Below are 23,036 nucleotides of genomic sequence, written 5' to 3' on the forward strand. Positions count from 1 at the left end.
GGCTAATCGTTCGACTCAGCGCGATGACGTGACGGTGCGGCCCTGGCTGTTCGCTACCTGGTGGGGTGGCTGCGCAGGGCTCGGCCGAACCAGACGAACACCGGCTCCAGATCCGCCACAGGCGGCCAGCTGTTGATGACCGCCACCAACTGCCAATATCGCGTCACTCGAGCATCGTTGGCGACCTCCAGCCGCTCGAGCACCCAATACCGCAGGTCACTGTCGTCGGCCCTGCCGAAGGCCTCGGCATAGCGCGCGGTCAGAGTATCGACAATGGCCGCCGCTTCGGGTGCATCCGGCGCAATACCTGCGGCCATCGCTCGACCGACCTCCTCGCGCACGGTCTCGGTCAAGTCGTGATGCAACCCGGTGCTGTCCCCGTCGGCGCGTTGCTCCTGCTGATACTCGGCCATGCGCCGCACCGCTGCCCGGAAATCGTTGTCCTGCACCAGCTGCACGAGTTCCATCCACGCCTGGACCTGCTCGACGGTGGGATTATCGGGAAGGTCGGGCATGCTGGAGCGCAGCAACTCCACCATGGCCGGATTGGCGTCGACACCGCCGAAGGTGTCATCGATGAAGTCATGGATGAAGCGGTGCCGTTCGGCCTGCGTCAGGTTCACCAGTTTGTGCATCAGGTCCATCTCCTGTGGGTTCGATTTCCGGCGCGCGACCGCTTGCAACACCGCACGTCGCAGACACAGCACCCGAACCTGCACCTCGAGCGCGGCCGCGTGTGCCGCAGCGACCTCGGCCAGCGAGGTCTCGCGGGCCAGGATGCGCCGCACCGTGGACAGGTCGATATCCAGTTCGCGCAGTGTCCGGACCAGTTCCAGACGCGCCAGAGCGTCGATGTCGTAGAGGCGGTAGCCAGCCGGGCTGTGACAGGTCGGCGGGACGATCCCTTTGTCGGAGTAGAACCGAATCGTCTTGACCGTCAAGCCGGTCCGCTCGGCCAGAGCCCCGATCGTGAAGAGCGTCTCGTCGTCCATGCCCCAAGCTTGATGTCTCCCCCTGATGGAGACTCAAGTCGACACCCCCGCCTCGCAGTATCAGGCCGCGACCAGCATCGACAGTGGATCTCCGCATCGACTGGAGCATTCAGGCCACGAATGTCCACAACCGCCACTTTCCGCCGGGAGTCGTGACCTCGGTGAGCCGCACCGAGGTCACGACGGCTTCATCAACGCTGGTGTGGATCACTCTTTGCGAGCCGCCGCGAACGCGAATACGAATCGAATACGATCGACCTCGAAGCCGTGGATAGGGGCGCATGGTCACCCGTGGTAATCAGCAGCAATCGTCCGGATGGCTGTTCACCATCGACGTCGTGGTGAGTGGCCGGCACAGCTGCGCGGGGCCGTATTGAGGTCGGTGTGGTATGCGGCCTATGGGTCCAATCTGTCCACGGGGCGGCTGAAGTACTACGTCGAGGGAGGGCGGCCGCCGGGGGCGGCGCGGGTCTATCCAGGTTTTCGGGATGGGAGGGGCCCGCGTGAGATGCGGGCACTGAGTCTGCCGGGTACGGTGTATTTCGCCTGGGAGAGCCCGGTATGGACAGGTGGGATTGCGTTCTATTCGCCTCGGGCGCAGGAGGATTGGCCACGCGACGTTGCGGCGTGCGGGTATCTGTTCACGCTCGAGCAGTTCGAGGATCTCGTCGCACAGGAGATGTACCGGGAGCCCGGGACGGGAACGCGGATCGATCTGGACGCAGTGCTGCGCGACGGCTCGGTTCGGTTGGGGGACGGTCGCTACGAGACGGTGGTGTGTCTCGGCGAGCGCGCCGGATATCCGGTGCTGACCTGCACCGCGCCGTGGGATCCGGCGACCGTTGAATTGCGTCGCCCCGCAACGCGATATCTGGAGATACTGGCCGGCGGGCTGCGGGAATCGCACGGTTGGACGGCTGAGCGGATCCACGCCTATCTCGCCGGACTGCCCGGTGTCCGGGGACTGTGGGACACCGCCGAATTGCGTGCGCTGGTGGTCGGCGAGTAATCCGGCCGATGCTGCGGCTACCCCTTTCCGGCGCCGGCGATCCGCTGACGGTTCGGGCGAGTGAGCCGGTCCGGCCGCGGGTGAGCATGGCGGTGCTCGTGCTCACACGGGTGCGCACGGCATGGTGACGATGGTGCGCGGGTTCGCCACCTCGGGCCCGTCGAGGTAGGACTCCCAGGGGGCGGAGGTCGCCTCGAATCCGCGTTCGGCGAGCCACTTTTCCATGGCCCGGTATGCCTGGTCCACCGTGTCGTATGGCCCGACGTGCATGGTGCCGGCCAGGCGTCCCCCGGGCAGCACCGTATGGACAACCTCGCCGTCGTCCTCGAATGCCGCGGAGACGGGAAAGCCCGCCTCGACGTCGAAGCCCCCGTCCGTCTGGGTGTAGCGGGCGAACGGCGGGCCGATCACGGCCACGTGCCGCTCCCTGACCACGCGCATCACCTCCGCGAACGAGGCGCCGAGGAACTCGGCGATGGCGGGTGCGGCCACATGTCCCCGTCGTACGGCGGCGTCCTGCTCGGGCTGATCGTCGACCACCCCGATGTCGAAATAGGTCATGGATCATCGCCCCTTTCCGGTACGTATCCGGTTTGGTCCGAGGATGCGCCACCTACCCGAATATCAGTAGTGACGAACGTCCTTTCCGCCATCGGGCGCGGTCACCTGCCACGACCGCGAGGCCACGCATTTCCTCGTCTTCCTAACCCCGCGCTGTCTTCCTGACCCCGCGCTCCGGCTGCGACCTGAACGGCTGCGGCGATGAGGCGGAAGTTCGCGGCCGCGGAGTGTAGGGCGGCGCGGGCCGCGGCGATGACGGGGTGGTCGCGGTGGCCTCGGCGGTATGCCAAGTGGGTGCGGCGGCGGGTCGGCAGCGGGGTGAGGTTGACTGCCGGTGGGACGGTCTGGAGGCCCAGTTCGGGGACGAAGGCCACGCCCTGCCCGGCGGCCACCAGGGCCAGGACGGTGCTGAAATCGTCGGCGTGGTGCCGGATTCGAGGCGTGAAACCGGCTGCCTGGCAGGCTCGTTGGGTCATGGTGTGACAGAGGGTGCCGGGTGTTCCGGCAATCCAGGTTGAATCACGTTGTGCGGGTAGATGTTCGGCGTTCGATGCGGCGAGATAGACGGTTTCGGTGAGGAATTCCTCGGTGTCCAAACCGGTTTCGGGTTCGCGGGGAACGTAGTCGTATTCCTGGACCAGGGCGATGTCCAGACTTTGCGCGTGCAGGGCCGAGGGGGCTCCGGCCGGGTCCAGTTCTGTTACGGACAGTTCCAATCCCGGATGCTCGCGGCTGAGGGTGACCAGGGCGGGAGACAGGATCGCGTGGACCGCGCTCGGGAACGCGCCGATACGAAGCGTACCGGTGAGTTCGGTTCTGGCTGTGGCCAGTTCGGCGGCGGCCTGTTCCAGGACCGCGAGCACGGTGTCGGCGTGGTCGACCAGACGTAGCGCGGCGGGAGTGAGAGTCACACTGCGGCCGGTACGTTCGAGCAGCGGCACTCCGGCCTGACGCTCGAGAGCGGACAACTGCTGAGAGACCGCGGACGGGGTGTAGGACAGCGCCTCGGCCACTCCGGCGATGGTGCCGCGCCGGGCCAACTCGCGCAGTAAGCGTAGTCTTCGCACGTCGAGCATCAGTTCAGCTTACGTTCGCCGCAAGAAATGTGTAATAGACGTAATGGATCTATTCCACCAGGCTGGGCTCATGAGACTCACCGGCCTGTTCGTCCCGCTGATCACCCCCTTCACCGCGGCGGGCGAACTCGCCGGCGACGCGCTGGAGGGCCTGGCCCATCACGTTCTCGACGAGGGCGCGACCGGACTCGTCGCACTCGGCACGACGGGTGAGCCCGCGACCCTCACGTGTGCCGAACGGCGCAGGGTGTTCGAGATCTGTGCGAGCGTGTGCCGGACTCGCGGCGTCCCGCTGATCGCGGGAGCGGGATCGAATTCGACCGAGGATTCGGTGAGCGCGCTGGCCGCACTCCCCGCCGAGGTCTCGGCCGCGCTGGTGGTGGTCCCTTATTACACCCGCCCCTCCGAGGACGGCGTGGTGGAACATTTCCGCCGGATCGCCGCGGCCGCACCGGTTCCCGTGCTGGTATACAACGTCCCCCAGCGCACCGGCCGCCCGCTCGGCGCGCGAACGCTGTGCAGGCTGGCCGAACTGCCGAACGTCGTCGGATTCAAGCAGGCGGTCGGCGGCATCGACGAGGCCACGATCGGTTTCCTGAGCCGCGTGCGCGGGGAGGTTTCGGTGCTGTCCGGCGATGATCTGTTCGCCGCGCCGTTACTGGCTCTCGGCGCGCAGGGAGCCATCTTGGCCTGCGGAAATGTCGCCCCGGCCGGCTATTCGAAACTGATCGGGTCCTGGCGTGCGGGCTCGATCGAGCGGGCTCGTGATCTGGGAAATCGGCTTGCGCCCCTGGCCTCGGCATTGTTCGCTGAGCCGAATCCCGTTGTGCTCAAAGCGGTTCTGGCGGCCCAGGGCAGAATTCCGAGTCCGTCGGTACGTCTGCCGCTGCTCGCGGCGAGTGATGCGGCTGTGCATGCCGCTCTGGAGACATACGACCTGATCGGGTGAATCAACCGGTACTCGGCATGCCTCGAGAAGAGTCGGACGGGCGAGGGTCTACTCGCCCGAACCGGCGTCGCCGTCGCGCCGCTGATGCGAGATGCGCCAGAGGAATTCTGGGTCGTCATCAGGGCCGATGGCTCGTTTGTGTCGGGAAACCGCACGGCCGGCACCGATACGGTTCGTTTGCTGCGGTCCGAATGCCTTCCAGCACAGCATCGCAACGGCTACCACTGCGATGAGTGCCAACAGGTACGTCACGTCGCTCACCTCCTGTATCGAGGGTAATCCCGTCAACGTACCTGCGGCACCGCAGACATCGAAAAGAGGCTAAACGCGGGTCGCCTCGGTGGTCAGCGACCTCAGCAGCTGCATCACCTCGGTCTCGCGAAAGCGCCGGTGGCCACCCGGCGTGCGCAATGAGCCCAGTCGCCCGGCGTGTGCCCAACGGGTGACCGTCTTAGGATCGACGTGGAACAACGCCGCAACTTGGCCTGGGGTCAGGAGGGCCTCCTGGCCGTTGACGGAACCAAACGTGCGGCTCGCCGCGGTGATCGCAGTCATTCGCAAACCTTTCCGTAATCGACAGTTCCCTCATCAGATAGCGACATCGTTGCACCGGACCCCCCACGTACTCGAATGATCTAACGTTGGTAAAGGGGAAGTAATAGACAAATCGGATAAGCGTACGGCTTGACGCTTTGGAACGTTTCACTCTTCTGGCGAATCCTCAGCGATCGCGTCGGATTGTTCGTGGCCGATCGAGTGCGTTCGGGCGGGTCGCCTAGGCTGGGGGTGTGAGTGATGCAGCATCCCGACCGGACGACGCGCCCACCGGTGGGGTCTCCGGGTCGCCGGGCCGGCGGTTGGCGCGCAATCTGGCGCTGTACACCGTGGCCCGATTGGCGCTGGTCGCGATCATCGCCGCCGTCATCGTGCTGGTGGCGCATGCGGTGCGGGTCGATATCCCGGTGATCGTCGCACTGCTGTTCGCGTTGATCGTCGCCATGCCGCTGTCGCTGTTGCTGTTCAAGCGGCTGCGCTCTCGGGTGAACCAGGATATCGCCGCGGTCGACGAGCGGCGCCGCACCGACAAGGCGCAGCTGCGCGCCCGCATGCGCGGCGAGTAGATCCCGCATGCACGGCGAGTAACGTCCCTCGAACGCGGCGTCCGAGTGCCGCACCCTCTCCATCTCTCCGCTATCGGTGAACATCTTCTTGTGATGTCAATTTTCATTGACACGCCCGTTGTGTCAACGTAAATTGACGTCCATGAGTGAAGCGACAACCCTGGCGGCCGCCGCGGGCAGCCCCGACCCAACGGTCGGCTTGCGCGCGGTCCTGGCCTTACGGCGGTTACTCGAACGGCTCGAAGCGATCCAGGTGGGCAATGCCCGCTCCCAGGGATGGTCCTGGCAGGCGATCGCTGAGGCGCTCGAGGTCAGCCGGCAGGCGGTCCATCAGAAGTACAACCGGAGAGGCGGAATCGGCTGATGTTCGAGAAATTCGGCAAGGCGGCACGATATGCGGTCGTAATGGCCCAGGAGGAGGCGCGCATGCTGCGGGCGCCGAACATCGACGTCGAACATCTGCTGTTGGGGCTGGCGGCGGGTCCAGACGACGGAATTCGGAAAGTATTGGCGGGCGGCGGAATTACCGCAGCAACGATTCGGGAATCGCTGTCCGGCAAGCGTTCCGCCGAGCCGTTGGGTGAAGACGACGCTGCCGCACTGCGATCCATCGGCATCGATCTGGACGCGGTTCGCGAAAGTCTGGAGGCCACCTTCGGCGCGGATGCGCTCGATCGCGCGGCCGTACCGGAAAAACCGCGTGGGCGTTTCGGTTTCGGCGGGAATGGTGGGACGAATTTCGGGCACATTCCGTTCACCAAACAGGGGAAGAAGGTGATCGAATTGTCGTTGCGGGAGGCAATCGCCCGCGGTGACAACCGAATCGAAGCCGCGCACATCCTGCTCGGGGTGCTGCGTGCGCCTACCGCGCGCACCGTCGAACTGCTCGGCGGTGACCAGGGAGTCGAGGCGGTGCGCCGGGCGGTGCACGATCTGCTGGGCCGGGCCGCCTGAGACGAGGGGTCCGATTGACTCGCGTACCCGGTGGCCGGGCGCCGTGCCGGTTAGCATGGCGCCATGGCCCTCTTGCTACGCCTGATCATCAATGCCATCGCGATCTGGGTCGCGTCGGCCCTGGTGAGCAATATCGAACTGATCAGCCCCGCCGACAAGGGCACCACCGGCAAGGTGATCGTGGTACTGATCGTCGCGGTCATCTTCGGATTGGTGAACGCGCTGGTCAAGCCGATCGTCAAACTGCTGTCCCTGCCGCTGGTGATCGTCACCCTGGGCCTGTTCCTGCTGATCATCAACGCCCTGATGCTGTGGCTGACCGCCGCGATCACCGCCACCACCGACTACGGCCTGCGCGTGCACGGCGTCTTCGCGGCGGTGATCGGCGCCATCATCATCACGGTGGTCAACTGGGTGCTGGGCATCTTCGTGCCCGAGGGCGGCCGGGACTGATTTCCCGGTCGGCGGTATCAGCCGACCGCGAGCGCGACTCCCGTCAGGATCGACCACAGCAGCATCGCCAGGCCCGTATCGCGCAGCGAGGGGATGAGTCCCGGTCCCTGCTCACCGCGGCGCACCGGGTTGTTGGAGCGCACCGCGAGCGGCAGTGCCAACAGGCCCAGCAGGGTCCACGGGGTGCGCACGACCAGCGCGAGCGAGGCGATGAACGGTACCACCATCAGCATCAGATGCAGTGTGCGCGTGCGGGTGTCGCCGAGGCGGACGGCCAGTGTCGTCTTACCGGTCACCGAATCGGTGGGGATGTCGCGCAGATTATTGGTGACCAGGACCGCGCTGGAGAACGCGCCGACGGCCACCGCGCCGACCGCCCCGGCCCAGTCGATCCGGTGCGCCTGTACGAATTCGGTGCCGAGCACCGCGACCAGACCGAAGAAGACGAATACCGCTATCTCGCCGAAACCGCTGTAGCCGTAGGGTTTCCGGCCGCCGGTATAGAACCAGGCCCCGGCCAGGCAGCCCGCGCCGATCAACAGCAGCCACCACGCGGTGGTGAACACCAGTACCAGTCCGACGACCGCTCCCACGCCCAGGCTCGCGATCGCCGCCGCGCGCACCGCGCCCGGTGCGGCCGCGCCCGAGCCGACCAGGCGCATCGGCCCGACCCGCTCGTCGTCGGTGCCGCGGATGCCGTCGGAGTAGTCGTTCGCGTAGTTCACGCCGACGATCAGGGCCAGCGAGACCACCAGGGCCAGCAGGGCCTTCCACCAGACCGCGGCATCCAGGGATGCGGCCGCACCCGTGCCGACCAGGATCGGGGCGATCGCATTGGGGAGAGTTCGCGGTCGCGCTCCTTCGAGCCACTGTGCTGCACTAGCCATGGGTCGAAGCCTATGCGCATCGCGGTACCGATGGCGGACCACGGGTGGGATGGCGGCGACTACTCTATCGGTAGCTTTATTTCGATATATCGGAGTATGATGTCGGGGTTCGTGGCGCATGCTGGTGAGGGGTGGTCCCGGCGCTGTGAGCCGAATAATCGGTGGACCGCTCACATACGATGGTGAACGGCATGATTCCTGATCAGAGTGGCCCCGCGAGCGCCGGGACGACGAACACCCGATCGGGTCGAGAACGGGCCGACGGGCTCCCCGAGGACGCCTCGGTGCGAGTATCGGTCCTGGGTGAGATCGCCCTGTGCCGCGCCGGTTCCGGTCTTGCCGCGGTGCCGGGCGCCCGCGCCAGGCTGCTGTTGGCGGCCCTTGCCCTGCATCCGGGACGCAGCCGCAGCGCGCAGGGGCTGATCGAGGACATCTGGGGTGAACAGCCTCCGCGCGCCCCGATGAACGCCCTGCACACTCAGGTCTCCCGGTTGCGCTCGGCGCTGCCGGACGGCGCGCTCGAGGTCGGCCCGGCGGGCTATCGGCTGGCCCTCGGCGAGGAGCAGGTCGATCTGACCCTGGCCCGCCGCCTCGAACGGCGCGCTCGCGAAATGCACGCCGCCGGGCGGGACGATTACTGCCTCGACCTGGTGGCCCGCGCCCGTGGGCTGTGGCGCGGTGAACCCGGTGCGGATCTGCCGCCCGGACCCGTTGCCGACGAACTGGCCGAACTGGCCGTGACCCGCTGGCACGCCCTGGACGAGCTGGAACTCGCCTCGCGGGAGGCCTCCGGAGATCTGGACGGCGCGGTGCGGATCGCCCGGCGGATCGCCGCGGCCCGGTCGTTGGACGAATCCGCGCACGGCACGCTGATGCGGCTGCTCGCGGCTGCCGGGCGGGCCAACGAGGCACTGGAGGTCTTCGCCACCCTGCGGGCGGGCCTGGTGAACGAACTCGGCGCGGATCCGGGACCGGCGCTGGTCGAGTTGAACGCGGCGATCCTGCGCGGCGAGCCGATGGCCGGGGCCCAGCGCACACCGACGCCTCGGCCCGCACCCGTACAGAACGCCGATCCCGCTGTCACACAGGGGAATCCCGGACCTCCGGGCACGGCGATCGGGCTGCGCGCCGCGCCGAATCCGCTGCTGGGCCGCACCATCGACCTGGGCGCGCTGCAGGATCTGCTCAGTGCGTCCCGGGTGACGACGGTGCTCGGTCCGGGTGGCACCGGAAAGACCAGGGTGGCAAACGAATTGGGCCTGCGGATGACCGCGGCCGTGCCGGTGGCGCTGATCGAACTCGCCTCGGTGCGGGCCACGCCCGAGGAGGCTCGCGCCGAGGTGGAGGCCGCGATCAGCGCGGCACTCGGCGTCGCCGAAGCGGCCCGGGACACTTCTGGTCTGCTGCCCGGCCGCAAGGTCGATGCGCGCCGGCGTCTTCGGGACGCGGTCGCCGCGCGGCCGATGCTGCTGATCCTGGACAACTGCGAACATCTCATCGATGCCGTCGCCGAAGTGGTCGCCGATCTGGTCGGCGCCTGCGATCGGCTCACCGTGCTCACCACCAGCCGCGCGCCGCTGGAGATCACCGCGGAGACGGTGTATCCGTTGCCGCCCTTGGCCATCGACGCGCACGGTTCACCGGCGACCGAACTGTTCGAGACCCGGGCCCGAGCCGTGCGGCCGTCGGTGCGCCTGGATCCGGATGTGGTCGCGCGGCTGTGTCGCACGCTCGATGGGCTGCCGCTGGCGATCGAACTGGCCGCGGCACGGGTGCGCACCATGAGCGTCGAGGAGATCGACGCGCGCCTGGAACACCGATTCACCTTGTTGCGCAGCGGAGATCGCACTTCGCCGCAGCGTCATCGAACGCTGCACGCGGTGATCGAGTGGAGCTGGAATCTGCTCGACGAACCGCAGCGAATCGCGCTGCGGCGGCTGTGCCGGTTCCCGGCCGGATTCACCTTCGGCGCGGCGGAGATCGTCGCCGACGGACCCGATATCGGCGATATCGCCGCCGCCGTGGACGGTCTGGTGAGTCAGTCGCTGCTGTCCGTGCTGGACGACGAGGGCGGCGGGATCCGCTACCGGATGCTCGAGACCGTCCGGGAATTCGGCGAGGAGCAGTTGGGCATCGCCGGTGAAGCCGATCCGGTGATGAACCGGATGTCCGAGTGGGCCAGGGAATTCGCGGTCGAGGTGCTGACCAACTACGCCGCCGAGCAGCAGGTCCGGATGGTGGGGCGGGTGAGTGCCGAACTGGACAACCTGCTCGCGGTGCTGCGCCATGCCTGCGATATCGGCGACGCGGTGACCGTCTACACGGTCTTCCCGCTGCCTGGCATGCTGTGGGTGATGCGCGGGGCGCACGGTGAATTCGTGGGCTGGTCGGGCCGGGTGCTGGCCGTCCCGCCGCCTCCCGCCGCCGGAACGACGGCCGATGATCTGCAGGTGATCGCGCATGCGCTGGTGGGTATGCACCTGGCGTTCGGCGATACCCGGCTGCGCGATGTGGCGTGGCTGCGAATTCGGCTGCGGCGCTTGCTGCGGTCCACGTCGACGGCGTTGTCGCCGAGCACCCGCTTCATCGCCGAGCTGATCTGTGAACGCCCGATAGCTGTCCGCGTGGCGCGTCGGCTCAGTGCGGGCGCGCGGTCCACGGACCGGGAGGTCCGTTGGGCCGCAAGGCTGTTGCGCGCGAACGCCCGCGAGAACGCCGGTGACGTGACCGGTTCGATGCGCGATGCGCTGGCCGCCCAGCGGGATCTGGCTCCCGGTGACGTATGGGGCTCGGCGATGTTGTATCAGCATCTGGCCCAGCTGATGTCGCAGACCGCGCGATACGACGAGGCGGCGGTCAATTATCGGCGTTCGGTCGAGGCTCTGCGGCAGTTGCACTCGTTCGACGAGGTCGCCGAGATAGCCAGTTACCTCGCCGTCGTGCTGGTCGGTACGGGCGATATGGAACAGGCCCGGTGGGAGCTGGAGATGGCGGCCGGATTCGTCGAGGGTGGCGCGAGTCCGGACGAGCCGGTCTCGCGCCCGAATCATCGCCGGGCGACCGTTCAGGTCGGTTGGTTCGAACTCGCTCTGGCGCAGGGAGATCGGGAGGCCGGGCTGCGGCGCTCGCGCAGTGTGCTGGAGATGCACGGATGGCCGGACATGCCCATGCGGGGAGGTCCCGGCGCGATCGCCGTGGCCGCCGGAATCCTGGACGCACACGTGCTGTACGACGCCCTGGACGCGGTGCCCACCCTGGCGCAGGAATTGATCGACAACGGCCGCGAACATCTCGGCCATTACATCGATATTCCGCAGATCGGTTCGGTCGCGTTGGCGATCGGCTCGTATCTCCTTGCCGTACAACGTTATCCGGACACCGCACGGGAACTGATCGCGCTCGCCCCCAAGGCGATGGCCCGCCAGGACACCCCCAGTATGCGCATCGACCGTCACCTCGCTCACCACGCCGCGGCGACCACGCCGGAACTGATGGCCGAACCGGCTCGCCGCGCCGCACGCATGGGCCGCCGCCCCGCCGCTCGGCGCATCATGACCCTGCTGGAAGAGATTTCGGGCAAGATCTGCTGAAATACCCAACCCTCCAGCCACTTTCGTGGCCGGAGGGCAAGTGTCGTGCCAGCGGAGAAGCATCTCCGTCCCGCTCCCGCTCGATCCGGCCACCTCATTACGTGCCCAGCGGCGAAGCGTCTCTGTTTCGCTGGTAGTCGCCCGCGAAGCGATAGGTTCAGCAACACCGACTCCAAGGGTTTTCGGCGCGGCTTGTCGTTCAGTCCTCGAAGCGCATGGCCGAAGGCCGAGTCTCGAGGGCTGAACGACGAGCCTCACGGCGCCGACACCCCGCCGGAGCGAAGCGGAGGCCATTAGACACAGCTCACGCTTTGCGCATGTACATCCGGACGGTCAGCGGAGCGAAGATCAGCACTACGACCACCGCGCCGAGCAACGACCAGGCCAGATGCGGACTGGTGAAGTTGCCGTTGTTCATCAGTTCCCGGCACGCGTACACCAGATGGGTGACCGGGTTGACGTTAACGAATCCCTGCAACCAGCCCGGCATGGTCTTGACCGGGACGAAGGCGCTGGACATGAACGTCAGCGGGAACAGGATCAGCATCGACACGCCCTGCACCGCCGAGGCGCTGCTCATCAGCACGCCCATCAGGGCGAAGATCCAGCTGACCGCGAACGAGCAGGCGACGATCACCACGGCCGCGGCGACAACTCCGAGTACGCCGCCGCCGGGCCGGTAGCCCATGATCAGGCCCATCACGATGGTGAGCACCGTGGCGATGCCGTAGCGGACCATATCGGCGGTGAGCGCGCCGGCCAGGGCCGCGATCCGCGCGATCGGCAGCGACTTGAAGCGGTCGAATACGCCCTTGTCCATATCCTCGCGCAGCTGGGTACCGGTGACGATCGAGGTGGTGATCACGGTCTGCACCAGGATGCCGGGAATGATGACCGGCAGGTAGGAATGCACATTGCCGGAGATCGCCCCGCCGAAGATGTAGGTGAACATCAGCGTGAAGATGATCGGCTGCAGCGTCACGTCGAACAGCTGCTCGGGATTGTGCTTGATCTTCAGGATTCCGCGGTAGGCCATGGTGAGCGAATTCGCCACCGCTTGGCGGATCGGAATATGGTTGCTGACGACGGGTATGGCGGCACGGACCGTGCGCCCGCCGACCGCGGGGGATGCGACAGTGGTGGTCACGCCGCGCTCCTCTCGGAATCGGTTTCGGTGGTATCGGATTCGGCGCCGTGCCCGGTGAGCGCGAAGAACACCTCGTCCAGGCTCGGCTTGCTGACGTTGATCTCCTCGACGCGAATATCGTTGTCCCGCAACCAGATCAGCAGGTCAGCGGTGATGCTCGCATCGTGCAGCGGGGTGGTGATCCGCCCGGCTTCCGGGCTGATGCCGGTCTCGACCGGTTTGCCGGTGGAGCGGGAGAGGAACTGGTCGATCAGATCGCCTGCCTTGGTGAGCAGTTCGCGATCGGACAGGGTCAGTTGCAGGGTGGACAACCCGACCGACGCCTTCAGCTCGTCGGAGGTGCCGTCGGCGATCAATCGGCCGTGGTCGATGACCGCGATCCGGTCCGCGAGCTGATCGGCCTCGTCCAGGTATTGGGTGGTCAGCAGCACGGTCGCGCCCTCGCGGACCAGCCGCCGGATGGTCTCCCACATCTGCGCGCGGGTGCGCGGATCCAGCCCGGTGGTGGGCTCGTCCAGGAACAGCAGGGGCGGGGTCGAGATCAGGCTCGCGGCCAGATCGAGCCGGCGACGCATACCGCCGGAGAAATTCTCCAGTGGCTTGGTCGCGGCGTCGGTCAGCCCGAACTCCTCGAGCAGATCGGCCGAACGGCGCCGCGCTTCGGACCGGCTCAGCCCCAGCAGCCGGGAGAAGATGATCAAATTCTCTGTGGCGCTCAGCTTCTCGTCCACCGACGCGTACTGTCCGGTGACGCCGATCAGCGAGCGGACCGCGGTCGGCTCGGCGACGACGTCGTGGCCGAAGATCCGGGCGCTGCCCCCGTCCGGGCGCAGCAGGGTGGCGAGCATGCGGATGGTCGTGGTCTTACCGGCTCCGTTGGGCCCGAGCACGCCGTACACGGCGCCCTGCGGCACCGCCAGGCTCACGCCGTCGACGGCCCGCTGTTCCCCGAAGACCTTGACCAGCCCGTCCGCCTCGATAGCGAGTGCATCAGCAGGTGCGTAGGAAGTCATGGCACCACTGTGCGGAGCCGGTCTTGCATACCCCTTGCGTCCATATTGCGGGTGCGTGCAAGAGGAGGATCACGCCAACTTCCAGGCCGCGGCCCGGGTCGATTCTGGACTGACGGAGCGGGGGAGCGGAGCGAAGTGGAGGAGCGTCAGGAGGGAAGAATCGGCCCTTCGGGGGCCACGGCCCGCCGGAGCGAAGCGGAGGCAGATAGACACAGCTCAGTGCATGGTCGAGCTCAGCAGGCGTTCGCGCAGGGCCGTGCGGTCGGGTTTGCCCGGTCCGCGCATCGGGATCTCCTCCAGCAGAGCCAGCTCGCGCGGCGCGGCCGTCGTATCGAGTTCGGCGATGACGAAATCGCGGATCTCCTCGAGCGTCGGCGTCGCACCCGGCACCGGAACCACCGCCACGGCCACGCGCTGGCCGAGGCGGTCGTCGGGCAGGCCGAGGATCACACATTCGGCGATAGCCGGATGGTGGGCCAGTACGGCCTCCACGACCTGCGGGATCACGATCAGTCCGCCGGTGGTGATGGCCTCGTCCAGACGTCCGGTGACGGTGAGCACGCCGTCGGTGAACGTGCCGGCGTCGTCGGTGCGGAACCAGCCCGGTTCGGCGAAGGCCGGGTGATCCGGGATGCCGCGATACCCCTTGGCGAGCATCACGCCGCCCAGCAGGACGCGCCCGTCCTGAATGCGCACGTTCATCCCGGTCAATGGGACTCCGTCGTAGACGCAGCCGCCGCAGGTCTCGCTCGAACCATAGGTGCGCACGACGGTGATTCCGGCGGCCTGGGCGCGTTCGAGCACCGGACGCGGGGTCGCCGCCCCGCCGACCAGGATGGCGTCCAGGGTGGCCAGGGCCGCCGCGCACACCGGATCGTCCAGGGCCTTGATCAGCTGTGTCGGGACCAGGGAGGTGTAGCGGCGCTCGCCGGTCATCCCGGCGATCGCGCTGGCGAGACCGCCGGGCAGGAATCCGTCCGAGACGTCCAGGACGGCGGGTTCGGTGCCGGCCTGGATGGCGCGCATGAGCACCTGCAGTCCGGCGATGTGGTGGGTGGGCAGCGCCAGCAGCCACTGGCCCGGTCCGCCCAGACGTTCGTGGGTCGCCTCGCCGCTTGCGCGCAGCGCGGCCGCGGTGAGCATGGCGCCCTTGGGCACGCCGGTGGTTCCGGATGTGGTCACCACCAGGGCGACGTCGTCATCGATCGGTTCGCCCGGACTCAGGGCGCTGGACAGCCGGGTGGTCTCCCGCCGGTCGCCGCCCGGTACGGGCAGCCATGCCGGACCGCTGCCCTCCAGGGCATCACGCAGATGCGGCAGGACATCACCCACCGCGGCTCCGGTAGGCATGGGGAGGGTCCGCAGAGTGCTCACGTTCGCGATGGTGTCATGTCGGGGCCGACGACCCGGTTACGGGTCCCCGCCTCCCTTCGGTCAACTCAGGGGTCGAGGGGTCTTTCGGACGTCGGTGTCGCCAGTGGCCGACCACCGGCCTCGAGCCGGGAGGTCACTCGTGCGATATCGTCCTCGCCCGGCAGCTCTTTGGCAACTCGGCCGATCGCGTCCTCGATCTCGCGCCGGGCGGAACGATCAGTCCTCGGGTGGTCGGCTGTCGCGGCGCAGTGGGTGGTTCGCGGGCACCTCGACGAGCACGATCGGTACGTCGTCCGGATCGTGCAACCACATCTCGATCAGACCCCACGGTTCGCGCACCGGTTCACGGTCCAGCGCGACACCTCGTGCGGCCAGCGCGGCCGCCGTCTGGTCCGCATCGCGGACCTGCAACCACAGCGCCCCGGCGAACCCGGTCCGCGCATCCGCGGCCCGCGCGTGCCCGGCCACCTCGATCAACGACTGCCCCGCGAAGAACACCGTCCCGCCCGGATACTCCCGCGCGATCGCCAACTCCAGCCCGTCCCGATAGAACCGCACCGTTCGCTCGTAATCCACCGGCCGCAGAATGACCCGACTGCTCAGTATGTCCACCCCATCGAGCGTAAGGGCGACCTGCCCGGCGCGACTCGCGTTTCGCCCTCGCCCGGCAGCGATCCGCGGCAGGTGTCGGCGGGTGCGGCCCGCGGCGCGGTGGCGCGGGGGCAAGATGGCGATGTGTTCAATGCGAAGCTGTGGGAGCCCGTGCAGGGGTTCGAGGATCTGACCGACATCACGTATCACCGGCATATCGAGCAGGGAACCGTGCGGGTGGCGTTCGACCGGCCCGAGGTGCGCAACGCTTTTCGGCCGCACACCGTGGACGAGCTGTATCGGGCGCTGGACCACGCGCGGATGACCTCGGACGTGGGTGCGGTGCTGCTGACCGGCAACGGGCCGAGCCCCAAGGACGGCGGGTGGGCGTTCTGTTCGGGTGGGGATCAGCGGATTCGGGGGCGTAGCGGGTATCAGTACGCGTCGGGGGAGACCGCGGAGACCGTGGACAAGGCGCGGGCCGGGCGGTTGCACATCCTGGAGGTGCAGCGGCTGATCCGGTTCATGCCGAAGGTGGTCATCGCGCTGGTGAACGGGTGGGCCGCGGGCGGTGGGCACAGTCTGCACGTGGTGTGCGATCTGACCCTGGCCAGCCGCGAGCACGCCCGGTTCAAGCAGACCGACGCGGACGTGGGCAGTTTCGACGCCGGATACGGCAGTGCGTACCTGGCGAAGATGGTGGGGCAGAAGTTCGCGCGGGAGATCTTCTTCCTGGGCCGGCCATATACCGCGGAGGAGATGCATCACATGGGTGCGGTCAACGCGGTGGTCGATCACGACCGGCTCGAGGACGAGGCGCTGGAGTGGACCGAGCGGATTCTCGGCAAGTCGCCACAGGCGCAGCGGATGTTGAAGTACGCGTTCAACCTGACCGATGACGGTCTGGTCGGCCAGCAGTTGTTCGCCGGCGAGGCCACCCGGCTGGGGTACATGACCGACGAGGCCGTCGAGGGTCGCGACGCCTTCCTGGAGAAGCGCGCGCCCGACTGGTCCCCGTATCCCTGGTACTTCTGAAACCCCAGTTCAGCGCCCTGTCTGAAATATCACCTACCGGCCAGTTCGATTGGACGGTGTAAGAAGGCGAGCTACCGTGCAGATATGAGTGAACGCACCGAGCCGTTGATCGACCGGAGTGCGATCGATACGGATCGTTACGCCGAGCACGGCGGATTTCCCAAGGTCGCCGAGGCCGAGCCGGGCCCGAACTTCGCGCCGTTCGTGGACGCCATGCGTACACTGCAGGATCTCGCGGTCTCGGTGGACTGCCCGGACGAGGTGTTCGGCGAGGCCCTCGAGCGAGTGCGTCGACTCAACGATCTGCTCGAGCCGTATCGCGCGCCGGAAACCGTCGGCCCGGCCGGGCGGGTCAGCACATTGCCAGGACGGGGAAGTCTGCTCATGCCGCCGTGGCAGATCGTCGCGGCGGGGCCGACCGGCGTGTCGATGCGCGGCGAATTCCGTCGCTATCACCTCGGCGGCAACAGCGCCGTACACGGCGGCGTACTGCCGCTGCTGTTCGACGACCTGTTCGGCTCGCTCGTGCACTATGCCGGACGGCCGATCAGCCGCACGGCGTTTCTGCACGTCAATTACCGCAAGGTCACGCCGCTGCACACTCCGCTGAAGGTCGAGGGCACGATCGATCGGGTCGAGGGACGCAAGAGTTTCGTCAGCGCGCGGCTGCGCGACGAAGCCGATAACCTGCTCGCGGAATGTGAAGGGCTGATGGTGCAATTGCTGCCCTGGCAGCCATAGTTGGTGCAGGACAGTGTGCCTGGAACGTCCGGTGCGTATAGTTGCGTGCGCTCGCTCATCGAAAATCAATCCGGAGGAACCTGAAAGTGGTTGCAGCACTGTCTGAATCCCTGCTCGACGACGCCAAGCGTCCGGCATTCCTGGCCGACGCCAAAGAGGTGCTGGACGCAGAGGTGTCGGATAAGGGTGGCGCCTCGGGCCTCGCCGTCAAGGGCGGATACGCCGCGGTGAAGAAGGTCAGCCCGACGATCGTCTCGGATGCGCTGGAATCGTTCGTGCCCAAGTTCGTCGAGAAGCTCGAGCCGTACTGGGCCGAATTCCAGGGCAACGGCGGCGGCAGCTTTGCCGATCTGCTCGTCGCCAAGCAGGACGAGGTCTCCGAGGCACTGCTGGCAGTGACCGACGCGCGGGCCGAGAGCTCTTCGCGTCCGGCGCTGCAGAAGGTCTACTCCTCGCTGCGGTCCTCGGCCAAGAAGAATGTCGCCGAGGCGCTTCCGCGGGTCGGCGACCTGGTTCAGCGTCACGCTGGCTGATCGGCGCACAGCCTTCGGTGTCCGCCCCCGGCGGCCCGAAGGCTCCTCCCTGGTCCGCTGTGAGCGGGTCCACGCACCACGACGGGGAACAGTCTGACAGGCTGGGGGTGTGAATCCTTCGACAGCGCAGGCCCAGGTCGTCGTCGACGAATTGGCACGCGGTGGCGTGCGGGACGTCGTGCTGTGTCCGGGCTCGCGCAATGCGCCCCTGGCTTTCGCTCTGCAGGCCGCCGATGCGGCGGGTCGGCTGCGGCTGCACATGCGCATCGACGAACGCACCGCCGGATTCCTGGCGATCGGCTTGGCGGTGGCCAGTGGCCGTCCCGTGCCGGTGGTGATGACCTCGGGAACCGCGGTCGCAAATCTGGGCCCGGCCGTGTTGGAGGCCAATTACGCGCGGCAGCCGCTGATCGTGCTCAGCGCCAACCGTCCCTACGAGATGCTGGGCAGCGGTGCCAATCAGACCGTCGAGCAGTTCGGCCTGTTCGGCTCGCAGGTGCGGTTGTCGAACAGTCTGGGGCTGGCCGAGCAGGAGGACGGCTATCGGCGGCAGAACAGTATCTGGCGGGCGGCGGTGTGCCGGGTTCTGGCCGCGGCGCGCGGTACTCGTTCGGGCAACGCCGGCCCGGTGCAGCTCGATATTCCGCTGCGGGAGCCGCTGGTGCCCGATCTCGCGCCGGGTGAACTCGTCCCGCCCGGTCGTCCCGACGGGTCCGCTTGGACGGCAACGCAATACGCGACACTCGACGTTCCGCTGGAACTCGATCTGACCCCGGACACCGTGGTCGTCTCGGGGCACGGCGCGGGTCTTCGGCCCGAACTGGCCGACCTGCCGACCGTGGCGGAACCGACCGCCCCGCGGCATGGTCCGGCTCTGCATCCGCTGGCGTTGCCGTTGCTGAAGCCGCGTCAGGCGATCATCACCGGGCGACCGACCCTGCATCGGCAGGTGTCGCGGGTGCTCGCCGATCCGGAGGTCGAGGTGTTCGCGTTGACCACGGGTCCGCGCTGGCCCGATGTGTCCGGCAATGTGATCGGCACCGGAACCCGCGCCGTCACGCGCGGCGCACCCGATCCGGCATGGCTCGAACGCTGCCGAACCTTGAACGCCAAGGCCTCCGGCGTCGTGCGCGACGAGTTGGCCCGCCATCCCAAGCCGACGGGCCTGCACGTGGCCGCCGTCGTGATGGACGGTCTGACCGAGGGCGATCAGCTCCTGCTGGGCGCGTCGAATCCGGTGCGGGACGCCGCACTGGTCTCCTATCCGCGGCCCGGGATCACAGTGATGTCCAATCGCGGCGTCGCGGGTATCGACGGCACGGTGTCGACCGCGGTCGGCGCGGCGCTGAGCCATCCGGGCCGCACGATCGCCCTGATCGGCGATCTGACCTTCCTGCACGATGCGTCGGGCCTGCTCATCGGTCCCGGCGAACCCCGTCCGGAAGACCTCACCATCGTGGTCGCCAACGACGACGGCGGCGGCATCTTCGAACTCCTCGAGCAGGGCGACCCGCAGTACGCGGGCGTCTTCGAGCGCGTCTTCGGCACGCCGCACGGCATGGACCTGGCGGCCATGTGCGCGGCTTATCGCGTCCCGCATCGCCAGGTCGATCCAGCCGAACTCGCGGTGGAGCTGACCAGGCACGCACACGGGATGCGGGTGCTCGAGGTGGCTACCGAACGGTCGAGTCTGCGGGAGCTGCACGCGACCGTGCGGTCGGGTATCGACGGCTAGACGCGCGGTCAGTACTCGCTGTCGGATTCCTCCGCGTAGTCGTCGTCGAGCGGGACCTCGAGGGTCTGCTCGATGACGTCGGCCTCGGCCGCCTCGCGGTCGGCTGTGGTCGGAGGAAATTCGGGCGCGGACTCGTCATCCTCGAGATACGCCGGGGCGGACTGCTCGGCGAGATCGGCTTCGGGAACGTCGTCGATGGCGGCGATGTGATCGGTCATCGGGTGCTCCTGTCCGTCGTGGGCGGTTCGCCCGCAATTGCGGTACCTTCGAGAATCCTCCGTTCGGGAGAGGCTGGCAACCTGTCGGCGATCCGGCGTGGCCCGCGCTCGGCCGTCTTCCGTCTGGTCGGGACGATTTCCGAGGGCCCGTCATTCGCCCGGCATCGGTCCCGCCTCGGCCGGGTATTCCACCAGTGCGAGCGTGCGCCCGGCCATGAACCGAGCCGTCCGCACCGGCACGCCGGTGCGGGTCACCTCGCTGACCTCGACCACGCCGCGCGCGATCCGCACCTCGACCCGCCGACCCGCCCGGGTGGCGGCCACCTCGTAGTTGCGAGAACCGCCGCCGATATCCACGACGATCTCCACGCGATCACCCTTCATCCTCCAATTCTCCTCGCTACCAGGGTGTTCCGTGCTAACGAGTGTGTTGCGGGATGGTGTTGCACGCACATTCACGCACGCGCCGATGAATTCGGTGGAGTCGGTTCGTCTGTACTTTCGAGGGCCCGGCGCGTCCGGGCCGCCGCACGCGAGGAGAGCCATGACCACACCGATGTTCGATCTGGAGAATGCCGCGACACTGCTGGAGCAGGTGGTGGCCGATATCGCCGACGATCAGCTCAGCGCCCGGACGCCCACCGCCATGACAGTCGGCGAAATGGTCCAACATGTTCTCGGTTTCACCGAGGGGTTCCGCCAGGGAGCTACGAAGGAGAGCATCGGTGCGTCGGTGCCGCCCTCCCAGGCCGCCCCGCAGACCCTGCCGCAGGATTGGCGATCCCGTGTCCCGGCACAGTCGAAGGCGCTGGTCGCGGCGTGGCGTGAACCGGCCGCGTGGGAGGGGGAGACCGAGGTCGGCGGCGCCGCCGGTCCGGCGCCGCAGATGGCCCGTTTCGCCCTGGACGAGCTGATCGTGCACGGGTGGGATCTGGCCCGAGCCACCGGACAACCCTTCGCGCCCACCGAGCAGGATCTGGTGGTCCTGCTCGAAATGCTCGGCGACACTCCGCCGGAGGGCGTCCCCGGCCTCTTCGGGCCCCGAGTCGCCGTCCCTCCGGACGCCTCACTTCTGGACCGTGTGATCGGCCTCACCGGCCGTGACCCGGCCTGGCGCTGAACAGTCCGGCGCGGGCGGCGAGGGCTGCGGCTTCGGCGGCGGTTGTGGCGGTGGCGTCGTCGATGGGGTCGCCGGTGGTCAGCAGGCGGTAGTACAGCGGTGCGGATACGGCGGAAAGGACTGCGCGGGCGTCGGTTTCGGGAGGGACCTCGCCGCGGGACGCCGCCGCGGCGATGCAGGGGGACCATTCGGCGAGGCGGGTGTCGTAGAAATGGCGCAGGGCCGCGGCGGTGCCGGGGTCGGCGGTCGCGGCGGTGATGAGGGAGGCGAAGAGCCTGCCCTGACGGGGGTCGTTGAGGGTGTGCGCGACCAGGCGCGCGTTGGCGAGCAGATCCTCGCGCAGGGATCCGGTGTCGGCATGGGGGAGTGAGGTCTCGGCCATTTCGGTGAGCAGATCGGCGACCAGGCCCGCGGGGGTGCGCCAGCGCCGGTAGACGGTGGTCTTGCCGACGCCCGCGCGAGCGGCGACCTCGGCCGGGTCCAGGTCGGCGAAACCGTGCTCGGCCAGCAGATCGCCCGCCGCGCGCAGGACCGATTCGCGGATTCGGGCGGTGCGGCCGCCCGGACGCACCGAGCCGGGGGTGTCCTGATTCATAACGGTTCTCCAGTTCCATTAGTGACGAATCGAGTGTAACGTTCGGGCTGTTAATGAAACAGAAGTCCCGTTAGGAGTTGCACACATGGAGTATCGGCGATTGGGCGCTTCCGGGTTGACGGTTCCCGCGCTGAGTTTCGGTGCGGGCACCTTCGGCGGTCGCGGTGAGCTGTTCAGTGCTTGGGGTGACACCGATGCCCGGCAGGCGCGCCGGATGGTCGACGTCGCGCTCGATGCGGGCGTCACGATGTTCGACACCGCGGACGTGTACTCCGAGGGTGCGTCGGAACAGGTTTTGGGCGAGGCGATTCGAGGCCGGCGGGACCGAGTACTGCTGTCCACCAAGGCATCTCTGCCCACCGGACCGGGGCCGCACGAGGCCGGTTCGGGCCGGTCCCGGCTGATCGGCGCGGTGGAGGGCGCGCTGCGCCGTCTCGGCACCGAATACCTCGATCTGTTCCAGCTGCACGCCTTCGACGCGGGCACGCCGGCCGAGGAAGTGCTCGCCGCACTGGATGACCTGGTGCGCAGCGGCAAGGTTCGTTACCTGGGCGCCTCCAACTTCGCCGGGTGGCAGCTGATGAAATCCCTTGCGGCGGCCGATCGGTACGGCCGGACGCGCTATGTCGCGCATCAGGTGTACTACTCGCTGGTCGGCCGCGACTACGAGTGGGAGTTGATGCCGCTGGGGCTGGAACAGGGGGTCGGCGCGGTCGTGTGGAGCCCGCTTGGCTGGGGACGATTGACCGGGAAAATCCGTCGCGGGCAACCGCTCCCGGCCACCAGCCGACTGCACAAGACCGCCGATGCCGGTCCGCCTGTGCACGACGAACTGCTGTACGCCGTGGTCGACGTACTCGACGATCTGGCGGCCGAGACCGGCCGCACGGTTCCGCAGATCGCGTTGAACTGGTTACTGTCCCGGCCCACGGTCTCGACGGTGATCGTCGGCGCGCGCACCGAGGAGCAGCTGCGGCAGAACCTGGGAGCGGTGGGCTGGCGACTCGACGCCGACCAGATCGCCCGTCTGGACAAGGTCAGCTCGCGCACTCCGCCGTACCCGTACTACCCCTACTACCGGCTGCCGGACTTCGCCCGTCTGAACCCGCCCGCCGTGTAGGGGGCCGCTCCGCGAAGCTTTCCGACCCGGCGCCGAGCGGTCGGCGATATGAATCTCGTCGTAGGGGAGCGCTTCCGGTGCCTCCGCCGTCGCCCGCACGTCCGCCCACCGCATTCCCGCGGAATTCGCGTGGGACGAATCCTATTGTGTCCCGGTTGTTTCAACGCGCACGGTGGCCGATCACGGTCGCACATCCGCGGAACCGTACGACCCAGCGGCCAG

General features: G+C 67.7%; 27 protein-coding genes. 13 read left to right on the forward strand and 14 right to left on the reverse strand.

The annotated features are described in order from the left end of the window. Positions 1–53: 53 nt before the first annotated feature. Positions 54–992: a MerR family transcriptional regulator gene (locus NV1_RS25780; RefSeq protein WP_067896521.1), complete on the reverse strand. Its 939-nt coding sequence runs from the start codon at positions 990–992 to the stop codon at positions 54–56. Between the two features lie 508 nt (positions 993–1,500). Here NV1_RS25780 and NV1_RS25785 point away from each other — a divergent pair. Then, complete coding sequence (locus NV1_RS25785) at positions 1,501–2,001, forward strand: histone deacetylase (RefSeq protein WP_245713923.1); 501 nt, start codon at positions 1,501–1,503, stop codon at positions 1,999–2,001. Between the two features lie 102 nt (positions 2,002–2,103). Here NV1_RS25785 and NV1_RS25790 read toward each other — a convergent pair whose 3' ends face one another. Together NV1_RS25790 and NV1_RS25795 are read right to left on the reverse strand one after the other, a co-directional pair. Further along, positions 2,104–2,562 (reverse strand): GyrI-like domain-containing protein, encoded by a 459-nt coding sequence (locus NV1_RS25790; protein ID WP_067896524.1) that lies wholly within the window; start codon positions 2,560–2,562, stop codon positions 2,104–2,106. Positions 2,563–2,663: 101 nt separating this feature from the next. Next, a complete protein-coding gene (locus tag NV1_RS25795) occupies positions 2,664–3,638 on the reverse strand; it encodes a LysR family transcriptional regulator (protein WP_084525771.1) in 975 nt (324 codons plus the stop codon). Between the two features lie 70 nt (positions 3,639–3,708). Here NV1_RS25795 and dapA point away from each other — a divergent pair, with 70 nt between their 5' ends. Then, positions 3,709–4,587: a 4-hydroxy-tetrahydrodipicolinate synthase gene (gene dapA / locus NV1_RS25800; protein WP_067896599.1), complete on the forward strand. Its 879-nt coding sequence runs from the start codon at positions 3,709–3,711 to the stop codon at positions 4,585–4,587. A 48-nt stretch (positions 4,588–4,635) separates the two neighbouring features. Here the strand turns inward: dapA and NV1_RS25805 are convergent, their stop codons facing one another. Beyond that, positions 4,636–4,839, reverse strand: coding sequence for a hypothetical protein (locus tag NV1_RS25805; RefSeq protein WP_067896602.1), 204 nt, complete (start codon positions 4,837–4,839; stop codon positions 4,636–4,638). 69 nt (positions 4,840–4,908) lie between these two features. Continuing rightward, entirely contained in the window at positions 4,909–5,142 is a 234-nt protein-coding gene (locus NV1_RS25810) for a BldC family transcriptional regulator (protein ID WP_040828156.1), read from the reverse strand. A gap of 233 nt (positions 5,143–5,375) precedes the next feature. On the opposite strand from NV1_RS25810, the gene NV1_RS25815 reads away from it, so the two are divergent. From NV1_RS25815 to NV1_RS25830, 4 genes are all read left to right on the forward strand, one after another. Then, complete coding sequence (locus tag NV1_RS25815; protein ID WP_067896527.1) at positions 5,376–5,708, forward strand: DUF4229 domain-containing protein; 333 nt, start codon at positions 5,376–5,378, stop codon at positions 5,706–5,708. A gap of 142 nt (positions 5,709–5,850) precedes the next feature. Beyond that, positions 5,851–6,072 (forward strand): hypothetical protein, encoded by a 222-nt coding sequence (locus NV1_RS25820; RefSeq protein ID WP_040828154.1) that lies wholly within the window; start codon positions 5,851–5,853, stop codon positions 6,070–6,072. Next, positions 6,072–6,662 carry a Clp protease N-terminal domain-containing protein gene (locus NV1_RS46455; protein WP_067896530.1) on the forward strand — a complete coding sequence of 197 codons (591 nt, stop codon included), beginning with the start codon at positions 6,072–6,074 and terminating at the stop codon, positions 6,660–6,662. Before NV1_RS25820 ends, NV1_RS46455 begins: the two co-directional genes overlap by 1 nt. A 63-nt stretch (positions 6,663–6,725) precedes the next feature. After that, positions 6,726–7,115 carry a phage holin family protein gene (locus tag NV1_RS25830; protein WP_067896533.1) on the forward strand — a complete coding sequence of 130 codons (390 nt, stop codon included), beginning with the start codon at positions 6,726–6,728 and terminating at the stop codon, positions 7,113–7,115. Positions 7,116–7,132: 17 nt separating this feature from the next. On the opposite strand, the gene NV1_RS25835 is transcribed toward NV1_RS25830, so the two are convergent. Beyond that, on the reverse strand, positions 7,133–8,002 hold the full coding sequence (locus tag NV1_RS25835; protein ID WP_067896536.1) for a 1,4-dihydroxy-2-naphthoate polyprenyltransferase: 870 nt from the start codon (positions 8,000–8,002) through the stop codon (positions 7,133–7,135). Positions 8,003–8,193: 191 nt separating this feature from the next. Between NV1_RS25835 and NV1_RS25840 the strand changes: the two genes are divergently transcribed. Then, positions 8,194–11,592 carry an AfsR/SARP family transcriptional regulator gene (locus NV1_RS25840; RefSeq protein WP_067896606.1) on the forward strand — a complete coding sequence of 1,133 codons (3,399 nt, stop codon included), beginning with the start codon at positions 8,194–8,196 and terminating at the stop codon, positions 11,590–11,592. Positions 11,593–11,896: 304 nt separating this feature from the next. On the opposite strand, the gene NV1_RS25845 is transcribed toward NV1_RS25840, so the two are convergent. From NV1_RS25845 to NV1_RS25860, 5 genes are all read right to left on the reverse strand, one after another. Beyond that, positions 11,897–12,739, reverse strand: a complete 843-nt coding sequence (locus NV1_RS25845) for an ABC transporter permease (protein ID WP_067896539.1) — start codon at positions 12,737–12,739, stop codon at positions 11,897–11,899. Beyond that, the gene (locus NV1_RS25850; RefSeq protein ID WP_067896542.1) at positions 12,736–13,752 is read right to left on the reverse strand and encodes an ATP-binding cassette domain-containing protein; all 1,017 of its coding nucleotides are present in this window, start codon (positions 13,750–13,752) and stop codon (positions 12,736–12,738) included. The genes NV1_RS25845 and NV1_RS25850 overlap by 4 nt, the downstream gene beginning before the upstream one ends. A 216-nt stretch (positions 13,753–13,968) precedes the next feature. Beyond that, a complete protein-coding gene (menE, locus tag NV1_RS25855) occupies positions 13,969–15,126 on the reverse strand; it encodes an o-succinylbenzoate--CoA ligase (protein WP_067896545.1) in 1,158 nt (385 codons plus the stop codon). A gap of 65 nt (positions 15,127–15,191) precedes the next feature. Beyond that, positions 15,192–15,425, reverse strand: a complete 234-nt coding sequence (locus NV1_RS46620; protein WP_084525776.1) for a DUF3349 domain-containing protein — start codon at positions 15,423–15,425, stop codon at positions 15,192–15,194. After that, positions 15,343–15,738 (reverse strand): VOC family protein, encoded by a 396-nt coding sequence (locus NV1_RS25860; protein ID WP_067896548.1) that lies wholly within the window; start codon positions 15,736–15,738, stop codon positions 15,343–15,345. Before NV1_RS25860 ends, NV1_RS46620 begins: the two co-directional genes overlap by 83 nt. A gap of 99 nt (positions 15,739–15,837) precedes the next feature. Between NV1_RS25860 and NV1_RS25865 the strand changes: the two genes are divergently transcribed. The 4 genes from NV1_RS25865 (at position 15,838) to menD (ending at position 19,761) form a co-directional block, all read left to right on the forward strand. Then, positions 15,838–16,752, forward strand: a complete 915-nt coding sequence (locus NV1_RS25865) for a 1,4-dihydroxy-2-naphthoyl-CoA synthase (RefSeq protein WP_067896609.1) — start codon at positions 15,838–15,840, stop codon at positions 16,750–16,752. Positions 16,753–16,836: 84 nt separating this feature from the next. After that, positions 16,837–17,493, forward strand: coding sequence for a PaaI family thioesterase (locus NV1_RS25870; RefSeq protein WP_067896551.1), 657 nt, complete (start codon positions 16,837–16,839; stop codon positions 17,491–17,493). Positions 17,494–17,579: 86 nt separating this feature from the next. Further along, positions 17,580–18,026 (forward strand): DUF6918 family protein, encoded by a 447-nt coding sequence (locus tag NV1_RS25875; protein ID WP_067896554.1) that lies wholly within the window; start codon positions 17,580–17,582, stop codon positions 18,024–18,026. Positions 18,027–18,135: 109 nt separating this feature from the next. After that, a complete protein-coding gene (menD, locus tag NV1_RS25880; RefSeq protein ID WP_067896557.1) occupies positions 18,136–19,761 on the forward strand; it encodes a 2-succinyl-5-enolpyruvyl-6-hydroxy-3-cyclohexene-1-carboxylic-acid synthase in 1,626 nt (541 codons plus the stop codon). 8 nt (positions 19,762–19,769) lie between these two features. Here the strand turns inward: menD and NV1_RS25885 are convergent, their stop codons facing one another. Together NV1_RS25885 and NV1_RS25890 are read right to left on the reverse strand one after the other, a co-directional pair. Continuing rightward, positions 19,770–19,979 (reverse strand): Rv3202a family protein, encoded by a 210-nt coding sequence (locus NV1_RS25885; protein WP_067896561.1) that lies wholly within the window; start codon positions 19,977–19,979, stop codon positions 19,770–19,772. 150 nt (positions 19,980–20,129) lie between these two features. After that, entirely contained in the window at positions 20,130–20,363 is a 234-nt protein-coding gene (locus NV1_RS25890) for a DUF8836 family protein (RefSeq protein ID WP_067896564.1), read from the reverse strand. 160 nt (positions 20,364–20,523) lie between these two features. On the opposite strand from NV1_RS25890, the gene NV1_RS25895 reads away from it, so the two are divergent. Next, positions 20,524–21,099, forward strand: coding sequence for a TIGR03086 family metal-binding protein (locus tag NV1_RS25895; protein WP_084525772.1), 576 nt, complete (start codon positions 20,524–20,526; stop codon positions 21,097–21,099). On the opposite strand, the gene NV1_RS25900 is transcribed toward NV1_RS25895, so the two are convergent. Beyond that, positions 21,071–21,694: a TetR/AcrR family transcriptional regulator gene (locus tag NV1_RS25900; protein ID WP_067896567.1), complete on the reverse strand. Its 624-nt coding sequence runs from the start codon at positions 21,692–21,694 to the stop codon at positions 21,071–21,073. The genes NV1_RS25895 and NV1_RS25900 overlap by 29 nt on opposite strands. Before the next feature lie 85 nt (positions 21,695–21,779). Between NV1_RS25900 and NV1_RS25905 the strand changes: the two genes are divergently transcribed. Continuing rightward, on the forward strand, positions 21,780–22,814 hold the full coding sequence (locus NV1_RS25905) for an aldo/keto reductase (protein WP_067896570.1): 1,035 nt from the start codon (positions 21,780–21,782) through the stop codon (positions 22,812–22,814). Positions 22,815–23,036: the final 222 nt, after the last annotated feature.

This window comes from Nocardia vaccinii NBRC 15922 (assembly GCF_001613305.1).
GTDB classification, from domain to species: Bacteria; Actinomycetota; Actinomycetes; order Mycobacteriales; family Mycobacteriaceae; genus Nocardia; species Nocardia vaccinii.

What these genes read in the sequence shown, in the direction of transcription:
- NV1_RS25900 (WP_067896567.1), bottom strand. Translation starts at nt 21,694, where the DNA reads ATGAATCAGGACACCCCCGGCTCGGTGCGTCCGGGCGGCCGCACCGCC.
- NV1_RS25820 (WP_040828154.1), top strand. Translation starts at nt 5,851, where the DNA reads ATGAGTGAAGCGACAACCCTGGCGGCCGCCGCGGGCAGCCCCGACCCA.
- NV1_RS25795 (WP_084525771.1), bottom strand. Translation starts at nt 3,638, where the DNA reads ATGCTCGACGTGCGAAGACTACGCTTACTGCGCGAGTTGGCCCGGCGC.
- NV1_RS25895 (WP_084525772.1), top strand. Translation starts at nt 20,524, where the DNA reads ATGACCACACCGATGTTCGATCTGGAGAATGCCGCGACACTGCTGGAG.
- NV1_RS25790 (WP_067896524.1), bottom strand. Translation starts at nt 2,562, where the DNA reads ATGACCTATTTCGACATCGGGGTGGTCGACGATCAGCCCGAGCAGGAC.
- NV1_RS25830 (WP_067896533.1), top strand. Translation starts at nt 6,726, where the DNA reads ATGGCCCTCTTGCTACGCCTGATCATCAATGCCATCGCGATCTGGGTC.
- NV1_RS25850 (WP_067896542.1), bottom strand. Translation starts at nt 13,752, where the DNA reads ATGACTTCCTACGCACCTGCTGATGCACTCGCTATCGAGGCGGACGGG.
- NV1_RS25905 (WP_067896570.1), top strand. Translation starts at nt 21,780, where the DNA reads ATGGAGTATCGGCGATTGGGCGCTTCCGGGTTGACGGTTCCCGCGCTG.
- NV1_RS25885 (WP_067896561.1), bottom strand. Translation starts at nt 19,979, where the DNA reads ATGACCGATCACATCGCCGCCATCGACGACGTTCCCGAAGCCGATCTC.
- NV1_RS25870 (WP_067896551.1), top strand. Translation starts at nt 16,837, where the DNA reads ATGAGTGAACGCACCGAGCCGTTGATCGACCGGAGTGCGATCGATACG.
- NV1_RS25890 (WP_067896564.1), bottom strand. Translation starts at nt 20,363, where the DNA reads ATGAAGGGTGATCGCGTGGAGATCGTCGTGGATATCGGCGGCGGTTCT.
- NV1_RS25840 (WP_067896606.1), top strand. Translation starts at nt 8,194, where the DNA reads ATGATTCCTGATCAGAGTGGCCCCGCGAGCGCCGGGACGACGAACACC.
- dapA (WP_067896599.1), top strand. Translation starts at nt 3,709, where the DNA reads ATGAGACTCACCGGCCTGTTCGTCCCGCTGATCACCCCCTTCACCGCG.
- NV1_RS46455 (WP_067896530.1), top strand. Translation starts at nt 6,072, where the DNA reads ATGTTCGAGAAATTCGGCAAGGCGGCACGATATGCGGTCGTAATGGCC.
- NV1_RS25835 (WP_067896536.1), bottom strand. Translation starts at nt 8,002, where the DNA reads ATGGCTAGTGCAGCACAGTGGCTCGAAGGAGCGCGACCGCGAACTCTC.
- NV1_RS25785 (WP_245713923.1), top strand. Translation starts at nt 1,501, where the DNA reads ATGCGGGCACTGAGTCTGCCGGGTACGGTGTATTTCGCCTGGGAGAGC.
- NV1_RS25810 (WP_040828156.1), bottom strand. Translation starts at nt 5,142, where the DNA reads ATGACTGCGATCACCGCGGCGAGCCGCACGTTTGGTTCCGTCAACGGC.
- NV1_RS25780 (WP_067896521.1), bottom strand. Translation starts at nt 992, where the DNA reads ATGGACGACGAGACGCTCTTCACGATCGGGGCTCTGGCCGAGCGGACC.